The sequence below is a fragment of the Bifidobacterium leontopitheci genome (genome assembly GCF_009193355.1).
In the GTDB taxonomy this organism is placed as follows: Bacteria; Actinomycetota; Actinomycetes; order Actinomycetales; family Bifidobacteriaceae; genus Bifidobacterium; species Bifidobacterium leontopitheci.
On sequence record NZ_WBVT01000004.1, the window covers coordinates 75,702 to 92,738 of the forward strand.

Sequence of the window (17,037 nt, forward strand, 5' to 3'; positions counted from 1 at the left end):
GCCGGGTTGGTTGACCGCGCAGGCCGGTCGCCTGACCGGCTGATCACGCGTTCACGCCGCCGCTCTCATGTCACAGCGGGTACCTACCCGTTGTGACGGAGACGCGGAATCGTTGAAAAACCGCGGAATTCACAGGGCTGTCACAGCGGGTAGATACCCGCTGTGACAGCCCTGTGCCGTTGTATGGGCGGTGCGTGCCGCAATGGCCGGCGTACGCAGTGCGGACGCCGGGCGCCGCGCCGCGGGCGAAGCGGCCTATAGTGCAGAACAAGGCGTATCGTGCGCCGGAACCGCACGGTCGTGCGTAAGTCAACAGCCCCGCCCACCCACGGCAGGGGCGGAAAGCGAGGAATCATGAGCGAGAAGATGGAAGGCGTGGCCACGTCGGAGGCCCCCGCGGCGCTGGGCGCCTACAGCCAGGCGGTCAAGGCCAACGGCTTCGTGTTCGTCTCCGGCCAGCTGGGCATCGACCCGTCCACCGGCGAACTGGCCGGCGAGACCGCGGGCGAGCAGGCCGCGCAGGCGCTGAAGAACATCAAGTGCATCCTCGACGCGGCCGGCACCGGCATCGAACACGTGGTGCGCGCCACGATCTACCTGAAGAACGTCGAGGACTTCAAGGAGGTCGACGCCCGCTACGCCGAGGTGTTCATCGGCTCCGTCAAGCCGGCGCGCGTCGCGTTCGGCGGCAACGACATCCCCAAGGGCGCGCTCGTCGAGATCGACGCCATCGCCGCACTGTAAACGGGCGCCTGGCAACGTCGCCGCCCGGTGAATATCCGACTTTCGGATGACTGCCGGCTCGCCGTCGCCACTCTACACTGTTCCACGAATGGACCGATGGTGTGGCATACGCCGCCGATTCGCTGGTCGCGGCCATCCCCGCACGGTCCGATCGGAAAGTACAGACAGTACGTACGGACAGTGCGTGCGAGCATGACGAGCAGAATGAGAGGTGCCGACAGTGCGCAGGATGAAGCAGTACCGTGATCCGGGCTCCGCCACCGGCGTCGCCGCCATCGTCGTCGCGGCGGTGACGAGTCTGGCCATGGTCGTCGGCTTGGTGGCCGGAGCCGTGTTCGCCACCAGATGGGCGCTGACCGTGCTCGACGGCACATCGCCGCTGCACCGGCCGATTGTCATCGCACACCGCGGCGACGCCCGACACGCCCCCGAAAACTCGCTGGCCGCCATCCGCGCGGCCGGCCGCAACGGCGCCGACTATGCGGAGGTCGACGTGCGGCTCACCCGCGACGGCATTCCCGTCATCTTCCACGACCGGTTCACCGGACGACTCAACGCCGGCGGCCGCAACGTGCTCGTCAACAGCCTGACCCTGGCCCAGCTGGAACGGTTGCACATGCGCCAGCACGGCATCATGTTCCAAGTGCCCACGCTGCGGCAGGCACTGATCGAAGCGTCCCGGGCGAACGCCGAACGCGCCGGCGGCACGGGCGACGTCCCCCGCGTCGGCAGCGCGTCCGCACATGCGCAGGGCGGGGCCGGGCGTACGCAGCATGTCGTCGACGCCGCCCGCACGCCAACGCACGTCGGTCAGACGGACGTCCCATCCGGCGTGCGTGCCGGCGGCAGCGGCGTCACTGGCAGCAGCGTTGTCGGTCGGGCTGTTGCCGGCCGTTCGGGCGCCGCGCAGGCCGCCGCCGCAGGTTTCGTGCGGGCCGTCGCAGGTTCCGCGCCCGCCGTCCGGCAGCCGTCGCAGTCGCACCGTTTCGGCCTGCTGCTCGACATGAAAACCGACGCCCGCCACGCCCGCAAACTCGCCGAAGCGGTCGCGCAGGTCATCGACGAGACGCGCTACGACGGCGCGCTCATGCTGATGTCCGCGAACCCCGAGGCGGTCGGCGTGATCCGGCAGGTGCGGCCCGGCTGGCATGTGGGCCTGTGCGCGAGCGGCAATCCCGGACTGACCGGCTGGCGTGAGCGCGGCGGGCGATACGATCGCGGCCATCGCGTGCGCACGACCGCCGCTGACGGCGTTCGCGGGATGTCGACGCGCACGGCCGCGGATTCCGCGCGCCGTTCGCCTTGCCCGCGCCGCATGCCCGCCGATCCGCGGTCTGGACCCGGCTTCTCGCGCGCGACCGCCGACTTCGTGGTGTTCCGCGACCACGATGTCACCGCGACCCTGCTGCGCACCGCGCGGTCGCGGGGGCTGCCGGTGTACGTCGGCGCGGTCATCTCGTTCACCGAGGCCCGCACGATGCTGCGGCACGGCGTCAGCGGCCTGCTGGGCGAGGACATCGCGCCGTTGTGCCGCGCCTGCAAAGGGTACGACGACACCGGGCTGCCCGAGCAGTTCGCCGACGAGGACGACATCGACGCTGCCGCCGACCACGCATCCGCGTAACCATTCGCATATCCTGCGCCCCGCGGCCTTCCCCGCGGCATTCTGTGCGGCCTTCCCCACTGCCTTCCGCCGAGATGCCTCATCGTGTCACGTGGGCCGCCCGTCCCACGTGACGCACGGTTGAAAACCCCTGAAATCTCAGGGAATACAAGCACCACGTCACGCGGGACGGGCGGCCCGCGTGACGTGCTCTGACGGCGCGCATGACGGTGCCGCGACAATGCCAGCGCCGGCAGAAGGACGTCGGCGGCGACTGTCAGCGCGGCCGGTACACTGGGAAGAATGAGTCCTGAAGCGTTGAGCGAACTGATTTCGCAAATTGCCCATTCCCTGGTCGCCGCCGGAAAAGCCGGCGTCCTGACCGACGACCTGATTCCCGACGTCACCAAGCTGACCGTCATGCGCCCCAAGGATCGCGCACATGGCGACTGGGCGTCGAACGCGGCCATGCAGCTGGCCAAGAAGGCCGGCATGAAGCCGCGCGACCTCGCCGAGCTGTTCGCCGCCGAGCTGACCGCCGCCGACGGCATCAAGTCCGTCGAAGTGGCCGGCCCCGGCTTCATCAACATCACGCTCGATTCCGCGTCCGCCGCCGCCGTGGTCGATAAGGTGCTCGCCGAAGGCGTGAACTACGGCCGCAACACGCATCTGTCCGGCAAGACGCTGAACCTCGAATTCGTCTCCGCCAACCCGACCGGACCGATCCACATCGGCGGCACCCGCTGGGCCGCGACCGGCGACTCGATGGCCCGCGTGCTTGAGGCCAACGGCGCCAAGGTCGTGCGCGAATACTACTTCAACGACCACGGCGAGCAGATCAACCGCTTCGCCAAGTCCCTCGTCGCCGCATGGGCGCGCGCCTTCGACCTCGGCGACAAGGGCTACCAGACCGAAACTCCGTTCGACGGCTACAAGGGCGCGTACATCGACGAGATCGCCCGCCGCGTCGAGGCCGAAGCCAAGGCCGACGGTGTGGACCTGACCGCGCTGAGCCACGAGGACCAGGGCCTCAACGCCGACGGCGAGCCGGTCGGCGAGTCGGACTCCGAACTGCGCGAGGAGTTCCGCAAGCGCGCCGTGCCGATGATGTTCGACGAGATCCGCAAGTCCATGAAGGACTTCCGCGTCCACTTCGACGTGTGGTTCCACGAGAACAGCCTGTACACGGACGGCGAGGTCGACAAGGCCATCGCCGCCCTGCGCGAACGCGGCGACATCTACGAAAAGGACGGCGCCACCTGGTTCGAATCCACCAAGCACGGCGACGACAAGGACCGCGTCATCATCAAGTCGAACGGCGAGTTCGCCTACTTCGCCGCCGACATCGCCTACTACTGGAACAAGCGCCACCGCGAGCACGACCCGGCCGACGTGGCCATCTACATGCTCGGTGCCGACCACCACGGCTACATCGGCCGTATGATGGCCATGTGCGCCGCGTTCGGCGACAAGCCGGGCGAGAACATGCAGATCCTCATCGGCCAGCTCGTCAATGTGATGAAGGACGGCAAGGCCGTGCGCATGTCCAAGCGCGCCGGCAACGTCGTCACCATCGACGATCTGGTCGATGCGGTCGGCGTGGACGCGGCCCGTTACTCGCTCGCCCGCACCGACTACAACACGCCGGTCGACATCGACCTCAACCTGCTCGCGTCGCACACCAACGACAACCCGGTCTACTACGTGCAGTACGCACACGCCCGCTCCTGCAACGTGGACCGCAACGCGGCCGCCGCCGGTGTCACCACGGACGGCGCCGACCTGAGCCTGCTCGACACCGAGGCGGACGGCGAGGTGCTCGCCGCGCTCGCCCAGTGGCCGGCAACGCTGTCTCTGGCCGGCGACCAGCGCGCCCCGCACAAGGTCGCCCGCTACCTTGAGGACCTCGCCGCCACCTACCACAAGTGGTACAACGTGGAGCGCGTCGTGCCGATGGAGCTCACCGAGCCGGAGGAGCGCACGGATGATGCGGCCGCCCTCGAGGCGCTGCGCATCGCCAAGGCCCCGGAGCCGGCCCGTGCCGCCGCCCGACTCAAGCTCAACGACGCGGTGCAGGCAGTCATCGCGTGCGGCCTCGACTTGCTCGGAGTCACCGCTCCCGATAAGATGTGACGGCCTTTGGCCGTCGCCGTCCCGTTGCTCGGCCCCTCGACAGGGCCGGTAGCGGAGCTGACTGGGGGGCGCCGGTGCGGCATCGCCTGCGGCATGTGACCACCCCCAGTCAGCTGTCGCTGACAGCCCCGCCGGCGGGGGCGGGTGTGAAGGCGGTGGTGCGGATTGGTGTCTTCTGCGGTGTTTCGCTCCCGCTGGCGGGAGCTGGCTCGCGTAGCGAGACTGAGGGTGGTCTCCAGCATCAGCCCGGCATTTCGCCAGATGGGCCACCCCCAGTCAGCTGTCGCTGACAGCCCCCGCCAGCGGGAGCGGATCATAAGGTCTGCTGGCGGGGGTCGGTGTCTTCTGCGGTGTTTCGCTCCCGCTGGCGGGAGCTGGCTCGCGTAGCGAGACTGAGGGTGGTCTTGCCGCGGACTATCCCGACACAGAGTCTTGGCCCCTTTACATCAGCCTGTTTTCGACCGCATTCCGGAGTAGGCGGGCATCGGTGCGAGTAGACGGTGATGGGTCCCATCATCCGCTGTTGGAAAATGGCGGTTTTCCAACAGTGCAACATGCACTGAACGCGGTGATACTCCGCACAATGCCCGCCTACTCCGGAATAGGCCCGTATTCAAGCCGAAACCGACTCGGATGAGGCAGCGAAGCCCTCACCGCAAGGGCCGGCGAAAGGAGCGTGCCGATATGCAGGCCTTCGGACGGATGCTGCATACCCTCCGCAAGCACGTCAACGGCTTCCTCGACCGTGCGGCCGAACGGGTTGACCATGCCCGACTGACCGGGCTGCTCGGCCTGCTTACACCAGCGGCGCTGATTGCCTGGATGGTCGTGGCGTTGCCTGCCTGCGCTTGGATGGCCGTCATATTCCAATGGACATGGCCGCTGTGGTGGCTCATCTGCGCCGTGCTGGTGACGGTGACCCGCCGCGCCGCAAGCCTCATGGCGGACCGTCATCGTCTTGGCCGCAGCCTGCACGATGCGGCCTGCCGGCAGCTCGCCCGCCGTATGCGCCGGCCGGATCTGACGTTGATGCTGATCGCCGACCTGCCGTTCATGGCGCTGATGGCCATCGGACTCGGCTCGCAGTGACGTCCTGCGGCAACCGTCAGCCATAGCCGGTCTGTCTTATGGGCGCATGATGGTAGCGCGGCCCCGGTTCTGGCACAATGGCACAATAGCCAGAAGAACACGCAGGTCCCAACAAGCGAAAGAGCCATCATGACCGCATCATCCGCACACACCGCCGCCACGTCACAGCACGGCGTCACCCCCATCTGGCCGGCGGCCACTGCCGTCGACCCCGAAACCGGCGCACTCACGTTCCACGGGCGAACCGCCGAATCGCTGCTCGACGAGTTCGGCTCGCCGCTGTACCTCATCGACACCGACGAGGTGGACGCGCGCGCACGGCATTTCGTCCGCGCCGCCGCGACCGCGTTCAACACATCCACCACGCATGTGAGCTTCGCCGGCAAGGCGTTCCTGTCCAAGGAGATCGTCCGCCTCGTCACCGTAGCCGGCATGTACGTCGACACCTGCACGATGGGCGAGATGCGCATCGCGCTCGCCGCCGGCGTCCCCGGCCGGCGCCTTGTATTGCACGGCAACAACAAGTCGGATGACGAGATCGCGCTCGCCATCGAACAGGGCTTCGCCAAGATCGTCGTCGACGAGCCGGACGAACCCGCCCGCATCGCCGTCATCGCCCGCCGCCTCGGCAAGCGGGCGCGCGTCATGCTGCGCGTCACCGCGGGCATCCACGCGGGCGGCCACGAATACATCTCCACCGCGCACGAGGACCAGAAGTTCGGCGTGCCGCTGTTGCCGGCCGACGCCGACGCGAGCGTGCTCGACGTGCTCGGCGACCTCGCCGATGTGACCCCGGCGGCGACCAACGCGCGCATCGCCGAACGGCAGCCCGCCGACGCGGCCTCCACCACCCCGGCCCCGCATGAACGCAAGCTCCAGTACGATGTCAAATACCCGTACGACCTGAGCCACGAGGAGGTCTCCGACACGGACAAGGCGCTCGCCGCCGCCATGGAGACCGTGGCCGACGGCCCGGCCATCGCCGTGCTCAAGTCGATCGCCGCGCTCGGTGACGATCTGGAACTGGTCGGCATCCACTCGCATATCGGCTCCAACATCCATGACGCCGACGCCTTCATCCAGGCGGCCCGCCGCATGATGCTCCTGCGCAAGACCTTCTACGCGACCGACGCCTACACGCTGCCCGAGGTCGACCTTGGCGGCGGCTACTCCGTGGCGTACACGGACGGCGAGGATTCGATGGACATCGACGTGGAGCTGGGTCGTCTCGCCGATGCGGTCACCGCCATCAACCGCGCGCTTGGCATGCCCGCGCCGGCGATCAGCTTCGAACCCGGCCGCTGGATCGTCGCCCCGGCCGGTGTCACCCTGTACCGCGTGGGCACCATCAAGCCGGTGCACCTGACCGACTCGAAGGACAGCGCCGGCAACCCGATCTCGACCCGCACCTATGTGTCGGTCGACGGCGGCATGAGCGACAACATCCGCCCGGCCCTGTACGGCGCGAACTACACGGCGCGGCTCGCGAACCGCCGCGGCGGCGACGAGACGATGCTCGTGCGCGTGGTCGGCATGCACTGCGAATCCGGCGACATCATCGTGCACGAAGACCGTCTGCCCGCCGACCTGCACCGCGGCGATATCCTCGCCGTGCCGGTCACCGGCGCATACGGCCGCACGATGGCGAGCAACTACAATCAGGCGCTCATCCCCGCGGTCGTGGCGGTCAGCGAATCCGGCGCGCACGTGATGCTCCGCCGTCAGACCATCGACGACCTGCTCGCCCTCGATCAGGGCTGAGCGAATCCGGCAGGCCGGGTCGAATCGGTCTGTCTTGGAGGGTAATCCGTATTCTTAGGAACAGCGTCGCGCACATCGGGGGTTTCGCCCCTCAACAATGGCGTTATAAGCGTTGTTATGAGCATCTTGCGCATGCGCTGACGACACCGGAGACCTAAGAATACGGAATATGCCGTGAACAAGGCCGTTGCCGGCGAGCGTCCTCATCGTCGGCTCCAGTTCGTCTGGAAAGAGAGGTCCGTAAGGCGCCGATGCCTCGGACAGACGGGCGGAAGCCAACAATGGAGGCATGTATGGCCTGATCGTGTCGTATACAAGAAATGACGCGCCGGTCGCACGTACCATGTGAATGCGACCGGCGCCCAGTCTCACCGCCCGCGATGCGCGGCGGCGATGGCGTCGAGGCGCGCGGCGAAGCGCGGCCAGTCGGTCTTCATGGCGGTCAAGAGCCTGCGGTTCGGCACGTCGTCGATCGGCACCCAGCAGATCTCCATGCTCTCGTCGTCGTTCGCGCGTGGCTCGACCTTGTGCCCCGGCTTCTCGAAGGCGAAGACCGTCGTGTAGGCCCACGGCCCGTGGTCCTCGCGGTATGAGCCGACCACTTCGATGTCGGCTGGCGTGATGTTCGCCTCCTCGTAGCTTTCGCGCAGCGCGCCTTCAATCGGCGATTCGCCGTCGGCCGTCGCCCCGCCGGGGATGCCCCACGTGCCGCCTTCGGCCGACCATGCGGCCCGATGCTGCATCACCACGTGCGTGACGCGCCCGGTCGCCGGGTCGCGACGCGCGAGCAGCACGCCGGACGCCCCGTTCGTGCCCCAATGTTTGCGCCCGCACGCGCAGTCGATCCAGCCGTCGCCCGGCTGGTGCACGTTCTCCTTGGGCGGCAGCTCCTTGCCGTCCGCGTCGAGCACGCCGGGCAGGCTTTCGCCGGGCGCCACGTTCCACAGGTCGGTCCACGCGACGCCCAGCTCGCCGACCAGCCGGCGCAGCAGCGGCAGCGAGATGCCGATCACGCCGTGCGGGTCGCCGTCGATGCCGTCGATGAACGCGCCGCCGAACCCTTCCAGCGTGAACGAGCCGGCCACTTCCAGCGGTTCGCCGGTGGCGATGTACCGTTCGATGTCGCGGTCGTCGAACTTGCCGAACCGCACGACCGCCTTGCTGGCGGCGCTCACCACGCGGCCGGACGCGAAGTCGATGACGCAGTGGCCGGTCCACAGCTCGCCGGTCGCCCCGCTCATGCGACGCAGCCGTTCGCGCGCCACATCGGCGTTGTGCGGCTTGCCGTAGCAGACGCCGTCGAGCAGGAACATCGAGTCGCAGCCGACGATGAGCGGCCCGACCTCGGCCCGCGTGAGCCCCGGCTGCATGGCCACGACGTTGCGGATCGGCTCGGTGACGGTGGGGATGGTGACGTGCGAGAAGTCGCGTGTGGTGGCGACGGGCGCCGACGAGTAGTCGATCGGCCCGTTGACGGCCGCGGCCGCTTCGGAGCCGGCGTCGTCGTCCATCTCGCCCTGCAGTTCCTTGGCCTGCAGCGGATAGGCGATCACGCGTTCACCGCTCGCCGCCGCCGACGCCGCGGCGACCTCGCGGTACGCCTGGTGCACGGCCTGCGCCTTCGCCGTGGCGAGGGTCGTCACACGCTGTTCGACGCTCAGCGCGTCGACGCCGGTGCCGGCCTGCGCGGCCGCGGCTTCGAGCGCCGCCGGCTCGTCCACGTGCGAGACGCGGATGGTGGGGCAGATGCCGGCCGCGTACAGCACGTCGCGGCGCGGCTTCGACTTGGATGCGAGTATCACCGGAATGGACATGACTCACCTTTCCGCTTGTCTGATGTGATGGTCTGATGTGACGATTGCGTGCGGCGACGGCTCCGTGCCGTCGTCACGCCGACGTCGTCGGGACCGGCTACCGGCGCTCCACCGAGACGCCGCGCGTGTCGATGGGCAGGTGCAGCACCTTCCAGTGGCCGGACGCCAGCTCCTCGGCCGCGATCTCGTTGATCTGGTCGGCGGCGTCGCCGTGGTGCAGCACGAGCACGCAGGGGCCGGCGCCGGAGACGGCGGCCGCGAAGCCGCGCGCGCGGAACCGTTCGATGAGCCGCCACGAGGGCTCCATGAGCCCCTTGCGGTACGGCTGGTGCAGTCGGTCCTGCGTGGCGGTGTACAGCAGCGCGTTCGGGTCCTCGCCGGCGGCCAGCGCGGCCGGGTTCATGGCGGCGGCCATGAGCGCCACGCGCGACACGTTGAACACGGCGTCGCGGTGGGCGACCTCGGCGGGCAGCGCCTGACGGGCCTTCTGCGTGGACAGTTCGTAGTCCGGCACGAACACGGCGGCTGTGACGGCGGGTGCGACCACGTACTTGACCGTGTGGAAGCCGCCGTGCAGCGGCTCTCCGCCGGGGATCGGCACGGAGCCGACGCCTTCCGCGGTGTCGAAGTTCCAGGAGGCGGTCATGCCGCCGTACACGGCGGGCGCCACGTTGTCCGGGTGACCTTCGATGGCGGCGGCCAGTTCGAACACGGAGTCGCGGTTGAGGTCGCCGTCCTGCGCGAACGCGGCGGCGGCGGCGATGCCGGCCACGATCGCCTCGGCTGACGATCCCATGCCGCGCGCCTGCGGGATGTTGTTGTGCGCGTCCATGATGAAGCCGACTTTGCCCAGGCCGAAGGTCTGGCAGGCCTTGCGGAACGTGGAGACGACGAGGTGCGTCTCGTCGCGCGGCAGCGTGTCCTCGCCTTCGCCTTGGATGAACACCTGCGCGGCCCGGTTCGACGGGTCGCTGCTGAGCGTGAACGTCAGCTCGTCGTGATAGTCGAGCGCCAGGCCGATCGTGTCGAAGCCGGAGCCCAGATTGGCGCTCGTGGCCGGCACGCGGACGTGGACCTGCCTGCAGATCGGTTCCATATCTATCCTTCTGTCTTCTCTTCGTAGAAAAACCGGTCGGCTCCCCGCGCGTGGCGTCTGCCTGGCGCGGGGAGCCGACCGTCAGTCATTGTCGGGGCTGGCTGTCCGCCGGTCAGTCGAGCACGCGCAGGATCGACGGCTCTCCGGTGACGAAATCGAGCTTGCACACGGCGGAGACGGTCTTGTGCAGCGTCTCCTCGTCGGTCAGGTGGGTGACGATGCGCAGCTGCTGGATCTCGCCGTCGTATCCGGGGTCGTTGAGTGTGGGCTTGAGGTCCTGGTTCACGCCGTTGATGGAGACGCCGTGGTCGGCGAACTCGCGTGCGATGGCGGCCAGCACGCCCGGCTTGTCGTGGATGAGGAAGCGCACGGCGAACGCGGCCTTGGAGGCGTTGATCGGCGCGTGCGGCAGGTTCTTGTACATGGGGATGGACGGTCCGGTGCAGCCGGATGCGATGTGGCGGGCCTCGGTGACCACGTCGCCGACCACGGCGGAGGCGGTCGGCGCGCCGCCTGCGCCGCGGCCGTAGAACATGAGGTCGTCGGCGGCCTCGGCCTTGACGAACACGGCGTTGAACGAGCCGTGCACGGAGGCGAGCGGGTGGTTTTCGTCGATGAGCGCCGGGTAGACGCGCGCGGAGACGCCGGCCTCGCCGTTCTCGACGACGGCGAGCAGCTTGACGACCTTGTGCTCGGCGGTGGCTGCGGCGATGTCGTCGGCGGTGATCTTGGTGATGCCCTCGACGGTCACGTCGTCGATGCTCACGTTGGTGTGGAAGGCGAGCGTGGCCATGATGGCCGCCTTGTTCGCCGCGTCGTAGCCTTCGATGTCGCCGGTCGGGTCGGCCTCGGCGTAGCCCTTGGCCTGCGCGTCCTTGAGCGCCACGTCGAAGTCGAGGCCCTTGGTGGTCATCTCGTCGAGGATGTAGTTGGTGGTGCCGTTGACGATGCCGAGCATACTGGTGATCCGGTCGCCGACGAGCGACTCGCGCAGGGGGCGCACGATCGGGATCGCGCCGCCCACGGCCGCCTCGAAGTAGATGTCGACGCCGTTGGCTTCGGCCGCCTTGTAGATCTCCGGGCCGTACTTGGCGAGCAGCGCCTTGTTGGCGGTGACGACGGACGCGCCGGCGTTGAGCGCGGCCAGCACGAACGTGCGCGCCACGGTGGTGCCGCCGATCAGCTCGATGACGATGTCGGCGTTGGTGGCGACCTTCATCGTGTCGCTGGTGAGCAGCGACTTGTCGATCCACGGGAAATCGACCTCGTCGGGGTTCAGGCAGGCGACGCCCACCAGTTCGATCGGCCGGCCGATGCGGGCCTCGAGCTCGTCCTTCTGCTCCACCAGCAGGCGGGCGGTCTGCGATCCGACGGTTCCGGCACCCAGCAGTCCGATGCGGATGGGGGATTCGTTCAGCTGTGCCACGGGGTTCCTCCTATATATAAGGTCTTCGTCCACGCGTGTCGCGCCGTCCCTGCCAAGCCGGCCGCGGCCACGTTCCGTCACCATCCTACGGAGGGAATCCGACACGCCGGCGCCGCCGGATCATGGTGTGTCCGGCGTCGTCAAATGTCACATGAATGTCACACGATGGTCACGTCGGGACGCCGTTTCGCGGAACATGCCGGACACAGTCGGCCGGAAACGTTGTCTTCACCCTTTCGACACGCCGATGTAAACAACATTTACAAATAAACCCAAGTGCCGCCGAACCACTGAAAACCCAATGATTTGAAACCTTCAGGGCATATACTCCACCCATGTTACGGGCTTATTTTGCTAAGAAACTTAACGAAATGGCGGGTGGGTACCGTGAAAGTAACGTACCATTGTTCATTGAAGCGGCGTTGCTGATCTACCCGTGAGCAGCCCAATCCAATGAAGGAGCGGTACGCGAATCGGGAATGTTGGCGAAGGAATCGCCGCCCGTATCCTCAGAGGGAGGTTGGAATGAAAGCATATATCCAGCGCCTTGGTCGCGCTCTTATGCTGCCCGTTGCGTGCTTGCCTGCCGCGGCACTCTTCCTGGGCATTGGTTACTGGATCGACCCGAGCGGTTGGGGTGGCGGCAACGTCGTCGCAGCCTACCTGTGCAAGACCGGCTCCGCGATCCTCGATAATCTGGGCCTGCTCTTCGCCGTTGGTGTCGCCATCGGCATGGCCCGCGACAAGGACGGCGCTTCGGCACTGTCCGCACTGGTCGGTTTCCTGACCGTCACCACCATCATGGGCTCCTCGGCCATGTTCATGGGCTGGGACGCCTCCGACGCCACCAAGTTCGCCGCTGAGCACCCGGCATTCGCCCCGGGCGCCATCGGCAACAAGAACGTGTTCTTCGGCATCCTGGTCGGCTGCGTTGCAGGCGCCCTGTATAACAAGTTCGGCAAGACCAAGCTGCCTGACTTCCTCGCGTTCTTCTCCGGCCGCCGTTGCGTGCCGATTCTGACCGCGGCTCTCATGTCCGTCGTCTCGCTGGTCCTGCTCTTCGTGTGGCCGGCCGTCTACGGCGCGCTTGTCTGGTTCGGTGAGTCCATCATGGGCATGGGCGCTCTCGGCGCCGGCATCTACGCCTTCTTCAACCGTCTGCTCATCCCGACCGGTCTGCACCACGCGCTGAACAACGTGTTCTGGTTCAACCTGGCCGGCATCGACGACATCACCAAGTTCTGGTCCGGTGAGGGCGCGACCCTCGCCACCGGCGGCTTCCACCCGTTCGGCGTGTATGTCACCGGCATCTACCAGGCCGGCTTCTTCCCGATCATGATGTTCGGCCTGCCGGCTGGCGCGTTCGCCATCTACAAGAACGCCAAGCCTGAGAACAAGAAGGCTGTCGGCTCCCTGATGCTGGCCGGCGGTATCTCCGCCTTCCTCACCGGTGTGACCGAGCCTCTGGAGTTCTCCTTCATGTTCGCCGCCTTCCCGCTGTACGTCGTGCACGCGTTCCTCACCGCCATCTCGGTGTTCATCGCCGCTTCGTTCCAGTGGATCGCAGGCTTCAACTTCTCCGCAGGCTTCATCGATTGGTTCCTGTCGCTGCGCGTGCCGCAGGCTCACATGCCGTACATGCTGATCGTCCAGGGCCTCGTGTTCGCGGTCATCTACTACTTCGTGTTCGACTTCATGATCAAGAAGTTCAACCTGAAGACCCCGGGCCGTGGCGATGAAGACGAGTCCGATGCCGGCAACGCCGCCTTCGACACCGCGACCACCGCGACCGGCGACAAGTACGTCGACCTGGCCAACGCCCTGTACGCGGCCCTCGGCGGCCACGACAACGTGGTCGAGATCGAGAACTGCGTCACCCGTCTGCGCATGGGCGTCAAGGACTCCTCCAAGGTCAACGTCGAAGCCATCAAGAAGACCGGCGTCCCCGGCGTCAAGGTCATCGACAAGAAGAACGTCCAGGTCGTCGTCGGCACCCAGGTCCAGGCCGTGGCCGACGCCATGGGCGAGATTCACGGCAAGCCGGTCCTCGGTGGTGGTAACCCAAAAGCGTGACGGCAGCCCCTGTCGCTGCCGCACCGAAGTCCACGCCGAAGGTCGCCGATAACGCGATCCTCGCCCCTGTGGACGGCGCGATCAAGCCGATCTCCGAAGTGCCCGATGAGACGTTCGCTTCCAAGATCCTCGGCGATGGATTCGCCGTGGTCCCGACGAGCGGACTCGTGACGGCCCCGGTCTCCGGCAAGATCACGACGGTCGCCGACGCCAAGCACGCTGTCGGCATCACCACGCCGTCCGGTGTGGAGGTGCTCGTGCACATCGGCGTGGACACCGTGCAGCTGCACGGCGCCCCGTTCACCATGCACGTGGCGCAGGGTCAGGCCGTCAACGCCGGCGATCCGCTGGTGGATGTGGACTGGGCCGCGATCAAGGCGGCCGGCAAGCCCACCGACGTGATCGTCGTGTTCACCAACCCGGCTCTGATCGACAACCTGTCGATCACCGCCACCGGCGCCGTGGCGACCGGTGCGCAGGTCGGCACGATGACCACCAAGTGATCCACCGCTAGGCTGATCTAGCAACACAACCGCACAAGGGGTCCCTCCTTCTGGAGGGGCCCCTTGTTGCGTTTCCTGCGGCCGATGTGCGTGCCACGTGGGTTGCCGCGGGTGCGTGCGCATCGTGCGTCGTCTGCGGTGCACTCTCGTCACGTGGTCCGCCCGGCCCGCGTGACGAGAGGTCATCCTTGGGAACGACGTCTCGGCGCCGCACGCGACGCCGGTTCATCCCACTGCCCGATGGTCGGCGGAGTGCGACCGCCGTACCGTCAAAGCATGAACGATACGCAACCCAACGTCAAGCAACCCACTGCCGTACAGTCCGCTGCCGCCGCCCGACAGCTGCTCGTCGCGCGCGGACTCGTCATGGACTACACGGCCGACATCATCCGTGCGCAAGCCGGCCACGGCACCGCTGCCGTCACGTCGCCTGCCACCGGCATGCCGCCGTTCGCCGCAAACCTCCACACGCTCGCCCTCGACCACGTGGATTTCAGTCTCGCGCCCGGCGAGACGGTCGCCGTCATGGGACCGTCCGGCTCCGGCAAGTCGACCCTGCTGCACGCGCTCGCCGGCATCATCCGGCCCACCGCCGGCGACGTGACGTTCCGCGGCACCGACCTGACCGCCATGAGCGACGCCGACCGGACGAAACTGCGCCGCGGCGCGTTCGGCTTCGTCTTCCAATCCGGCCAGCTGTTGCCCGAGCTGCCGGCGGTCGAGAACATTGCGCTGCCGCTGATGCTGGGCGGCGCCGACTACCGGGCCGCCGTCGACCAAGCGATGCTGTGGCTGGAACGGCTCGGCCTGCGCGCCCTCGCCTCGCATCGGCCTGGCGAGATGAGCGGCGGCCAGATGCAGCGCGTCGCCATCGCACGCGCGCTCGCCGTACGGCCGGCGGTCGTGTTCGCCGACGAGCCGACCGGCGCGCTCGACCAGGCGACCGGCCGCGAGGTGATGGGCATCCTCATGGACGCCGCGCACGCCAACGGCGCCGCGGTCGTTGTGGTCACGCACGATCCGAACGTCGCCGCGTTCTGCTCGCGCACCGTAATGATGCGCGACGGCCGGCTCGGCGTCGGCGATGACCGCGATGCCGGCCGCGGCGTCGATGACGGTGACGGTGTCGACACGGTCGATCCCGTGACGGCCGGTTCTGTGTCAGGCACCGCCGCGACGCCTGCCGTCGACCCGTTCACCGCAAATCCGGCGGACCCCGGCCGCGGCTGGATCGGAGGCGCCCGATGAGCACGTTCGCATTGTGGCGGCTGTTCCACCGGCCGGGCACTCGCGGCTCGGCAGGGCACACGTCGGTCCTGGCGGTCGTCGCGTTCGCGGCCGCCGTGACGATCTTCCTCACCGTGCTCGGCGGCGTGCACGGCTTCGTCTGGCGTGCGTCCGCCGACCATACGGTCGCCTGCCTGTTCGACGGCTCGGCCTGCGCGCCCGGCGCCGACGCCCACGCGTATTGGCGCGGGAGCGGACTGTCGGCGTCCGCGGTCGACGAGATGGCCGGCATGGCGGGCGGCTACGTGGGACTCGCCATGTTCGCCTGCCTGCTGCTGGTCGTGCCGTTCGTCGCCCTGGCGGGCTCGGCGGCGCGGCTTGCGGCGTCGCGTCGCGACGAGCGGCTTGCGGCGCTGCGTCTGGCCGGCGCGACCGCCGGTCAGGTGATGCGGCTCACCGCGCTCGACGCCGCCGGGCAGGCGCTGACCGGCGCGGCGATCGGCGTCGCAGGATACTTCGCGCTGATGCCGGCCATCATACTGCTGCACTTCCAGAACCGGCGGTTCACGTTCGCCCAGCTGTGGGTGGGGCCGTGGGCGCTGCTGGCCGTGCTCGTGTGCGTGCCGTTGCTGGCGCTCGTCTCGGCGTTGCTGACCCTGCGCCGGGTGGCGATCACGCCGCTGGGGGTCACGGCCAGGGTCGCGCAGCCGCTGCCGGCGAAATGGCGTGCGGCCGTGTTCGTGGTGGTGCTGGCCGCGGCGATCATTGTGTTCAAATCGCCGGGACTGTACCGCTCGATGGGCGAGACGATGGGCACGGCGGTGGTCGTCGGATTCATCGTGCTCGTGTTCGCGCTGATCAACCTGATCGGCACGTGGGTGATCACCGTCCGCGCGAAGGCACGGTCGCGGCGGCCCAGGGACGCGGCCTCGATGATCGCGATGCGGCGCATTCTTGACAATCCGAAACGCGCGTGGCGCAACGTCTCCGGCATCGCGCTCGCCGTGTTCATCGCGGGCATCACGTCGCTCGCCTCCTACGTGGCCGCGGCGGGCGGCGCTTCAGGCGTGCCGGCCGACGAGCCGGCGCTGGTGTTCGTGCGCGACATCGGCACCGGCGGACTGCTGACCCTGGCGTTCGCCGCAGTGCTCGCCGCCGTCAGCTCCGGCGTGATGCAGGCGGGCAGCGTCTACGATCAGGCCGGCGAATACCGGATGCTCATGCTGGAGGGCACCGATGCGGCCGTGCTGAACCGGGCCCGGTTCGTGGAGGTGTTCATGCCGCTCAACATGGTCGTCGTGGTCGCAGGCGGCTGCGCGATGCTGCTGATGCTGCCGCTGTTCGCCTCGTCGATGACCGATCCGGTCACGCTGCTCAGCTTCGCCGGCGGGGTCGCGCTGTGCTATGCGCTGGTCGGCGTGGGCGCCTTCGCCGCGAACCGTGTGGCTGCCGGTCTCGACCTCGCCGGTTGGCGCGCCGACGACTGACGGGCATCGCGGGCGCGCGGGGTGGCTACGTTGTTGACGTTCCGTTAGATATTCTTAACGGAACGTACTCGGGACGAGTGT

General features: G+C 67.9%; 12 protein-coding genes. 9 read left to right on the forward strand and 3 right to left on the reverse strand.

The window, feature by feature from the left end; all coding sequences use genetic code 11:
* Positions 1-354: 354 nt before the first annotated feature.
* The 5 genes from F7D09_RS02230 (at position 355) to F7D09_RS02250 (ending at position 7,330) form a co-directional block, all read left to right on the forward strand.
* Entirely contained in the window at positions 355-744 is a 390-nt protein-coding gene (locus tag F7D09_RS02230; RefSeq protein WP_152233806.1) for a Rid family detoxifying hydrolase, read from the forward strand.
* A gap of 229 nt (positions 745-973) precedes the next feature.
* Positions 974-2,368: a glycerophosphodiester phosphodiesterase gene (locus F7D09_RS11340; protein ID WP_226835871.1), complete on the forward strand. Its 1,395-nt coding sequence runs from the start codon at positions 974-976 to the stop codon at positions 2,366-2,368.
* 282 nt (positions 2,369-2,650) lie between these two features.
* On the forward strand, positions 2,651-4,480 hold the full coding sequence (gene argS, locus F7D09_RS02240; protein WP_152233807.1) for an arginine--tRNA ligase: 1,830 nt from the start codon (positions 2,651-2,653) through the stop codon (positions 4,478-4,480).
* A gap of 684 nt (positions 4,481-5,164) precedes the next feature.
* Positions 5,165-5,569: a hypothetical protein gene (locus F7D09_RS02245; RefSeq protein ID WP_152233808.1), complete on the forward strand. Its 405-nt coding sequence runs from the start codon at positions 5,165-5,167 to the stop codon at positions 5,567-5,569.
* 129 nt (positions 5,570-5,698) lie between these two features.
* Positions 5,699-7,330 carry a diaminopimelate decarboxylase family protein gene (locus tag F7D09_RS02250; protein ID WP_152233809.1) on the forward strand — a complete coding sequence of 544 codons (1,632 nt, stop codon included), beginning with the start codon at positions 5,699-5,701 and terminating at the stop codon, positions 7,328-7,330.
* A 368-nt stretch (positions 7,331-7,698) separates the two neighbouring features.
* Here the strand turns inward: F7D09_RS02250 and F7D09_RS02255 are convergent, their stop codons facing one another.
* The 3 genes from F7D09_RS02255 to F7D09_RS02265 form a co-directional block, all read right to left on the reverse strand.
* The gene (locus F7D09_RS02255) at positions 7,699-9,144 is read right to left on the reverse strand and encodes a Maf family protein (RefSeq protein WP_152233810.1); all 1,446 of its coding nucleotides are present in this window, start codon (positions 9,142-9,144) and stop codon (positions 7,699-7,701) included.
* Between the two features lie 97 nt (positions 9,145-9,241).
* On the reverse strand, positions 9,242-10,240 hold the full coding sequence (gene thrB / locus F7D09_RS02260) for a homoserine kinase (protein ID WP_152233811.1): 999 nt from the start codon (positions 10,238-10,240) through the stop codon (positions 9,242-9,244).
* 112 nt (positions 10,241-10,352) lie between these two features.
* Entirely contained in the window at positions 10,353-11,666 is a 1,314-nt protein-coding gene (locus F7D09_RS02265; protein ID WP_152233812.1) for a homoserine dehydrogenase, read from the reverse strand.
* Positions 11,667-12,191: 525 nt separating this feature from the next.
* Between F7D09_RS02265 and nagE the strand changes: the two genes are divergently transcribed.
* The 4 genes from nagE to F7D09_RS02285 all read left to right on the forward strand — a co-directional run bounded on the left by nagE (position 12,192) and on the right by F7D09_RS02285 (position 16,956).
* Positions 12,192-13,739 carry an N-acetylglucosamine-specific PTS transporter subunit IIBC gene (gene nagE, locus F7D09_RS02270; protein WP_152233813.1) on the forward strand — a complete coding sequence of 516 codons (1,548 nt, stop codon included), beginning with the start codon at positions 12,192-12,194 and terminating at the stop codon, positions 13,737-13,739.
* The gene (locus F7D09_RS02275) at positions 13,736-14,242 is read left to right on the forward strand and encodes a PTS sugar transporter subunit IIA (protein ID WP_152233814.1); all 507 of its coding nucleotides are present in this window, start codon (positions 13,736-13,738) and stop codon (positions 14,240-14,242) included. The genes nagE and F7D09_RS02275 overlap by 4 nt, the downstream gene beginning before the upstream one ends.
* Positions 14,243-14,518: 276 nt before the next feature.
* The gene (locus F7D09_RS02280; protein ID WP_376862830.1) at positions 14,519-15,490 is read left to right on the forward strand and encodes an ABC transporter ATP-binding protein; all 972 of its coding nucleotides are present in this window, start codon (positions 14,519-14,521) and stop codon (positions 15,488-15,490) included.
* Entirely contained in the window at positions 15,487-16,956 is a 1,470-nt protein-coding gene (locus F7D09_RS02285) for an FtsX-like permease family protein (protein WP_152233816.1), read from the forward strand. The genes F7D09_RS02280 and F7D09_RS02285 overlap by 4 nt, the downstream gene beginning before the upstream one ends.
* The last annotated feature ends 81 nt before the right edge of the window (positions 16,957-17,037 follow it).

Coding starts and splice junctions, on each gene's coding strand:
- F7D09_RS02255 (WP_152233810.1), bottom strand. CDS start 9,144: ATGTCCATTCCGGTGATACTCGCATCCAAGTCGAAGCCGCGCCGCGAC.
- F7D09_RS11340 (WP_226835871.1), top strand. CDS start 974: ATGAAGCAGTACCGTGATCCGGGCTCCGCCACCGGCGTCGCCGCCATC.
- F7D09_RS02250 (WP_152233809.1), top strand. CDS start 5,699: ATGACCGCATCATCCGCACACACCGCCGCCACGTCACAGCACGGCGTC.
- F7D09_RS02230 (WP_152233806.1), top strand. CDS start 355: ATGAGCGAGAAGATGGAAGGCGTGGCCACGTCGGAGGCCCCCGCGGCG.
- nagE (WP_152233813.1), top strand. CDS start 12,192: ATGAAAGCATATATCCAGCGCCTTGGTCGCGCTCTTATGCTGCCCGTT.
- F7D09_RS02280 (WP_376862830.1), top strand. CDS start 14,519: ATGAACGATACGCAACCCAACGTCAAGCAACCCACTGCCGTACAGTCC.
- F7D09_RS02245 (WP_152233808.1), top strand. CDS start 5,165: ATGCAGGCCTTCGGACGGATGCTGCATACCCTCCGCAAGCACGTCAAC.
- thrB (WP_152233811.1), bottom strand. CDS start 10,240: ATGGAACCGATCTGCAGGCAGGTCCACGTCCGCGTGCCGGCCACGAGC.
- argS (WP_152233807.1), top strand. CDS start 2,651: ATGAGTCCTGAAGCGTTGAGCGAACTGATTTCGCAAATTGCCCATTCC.
- F7D09_RS02285 (WP_152233816.1), top strand. CDS start 15,487: ATGAGCACGTTCGCATTGTGGCGGCTGTTCCACCGGCCGGGCACTCGC.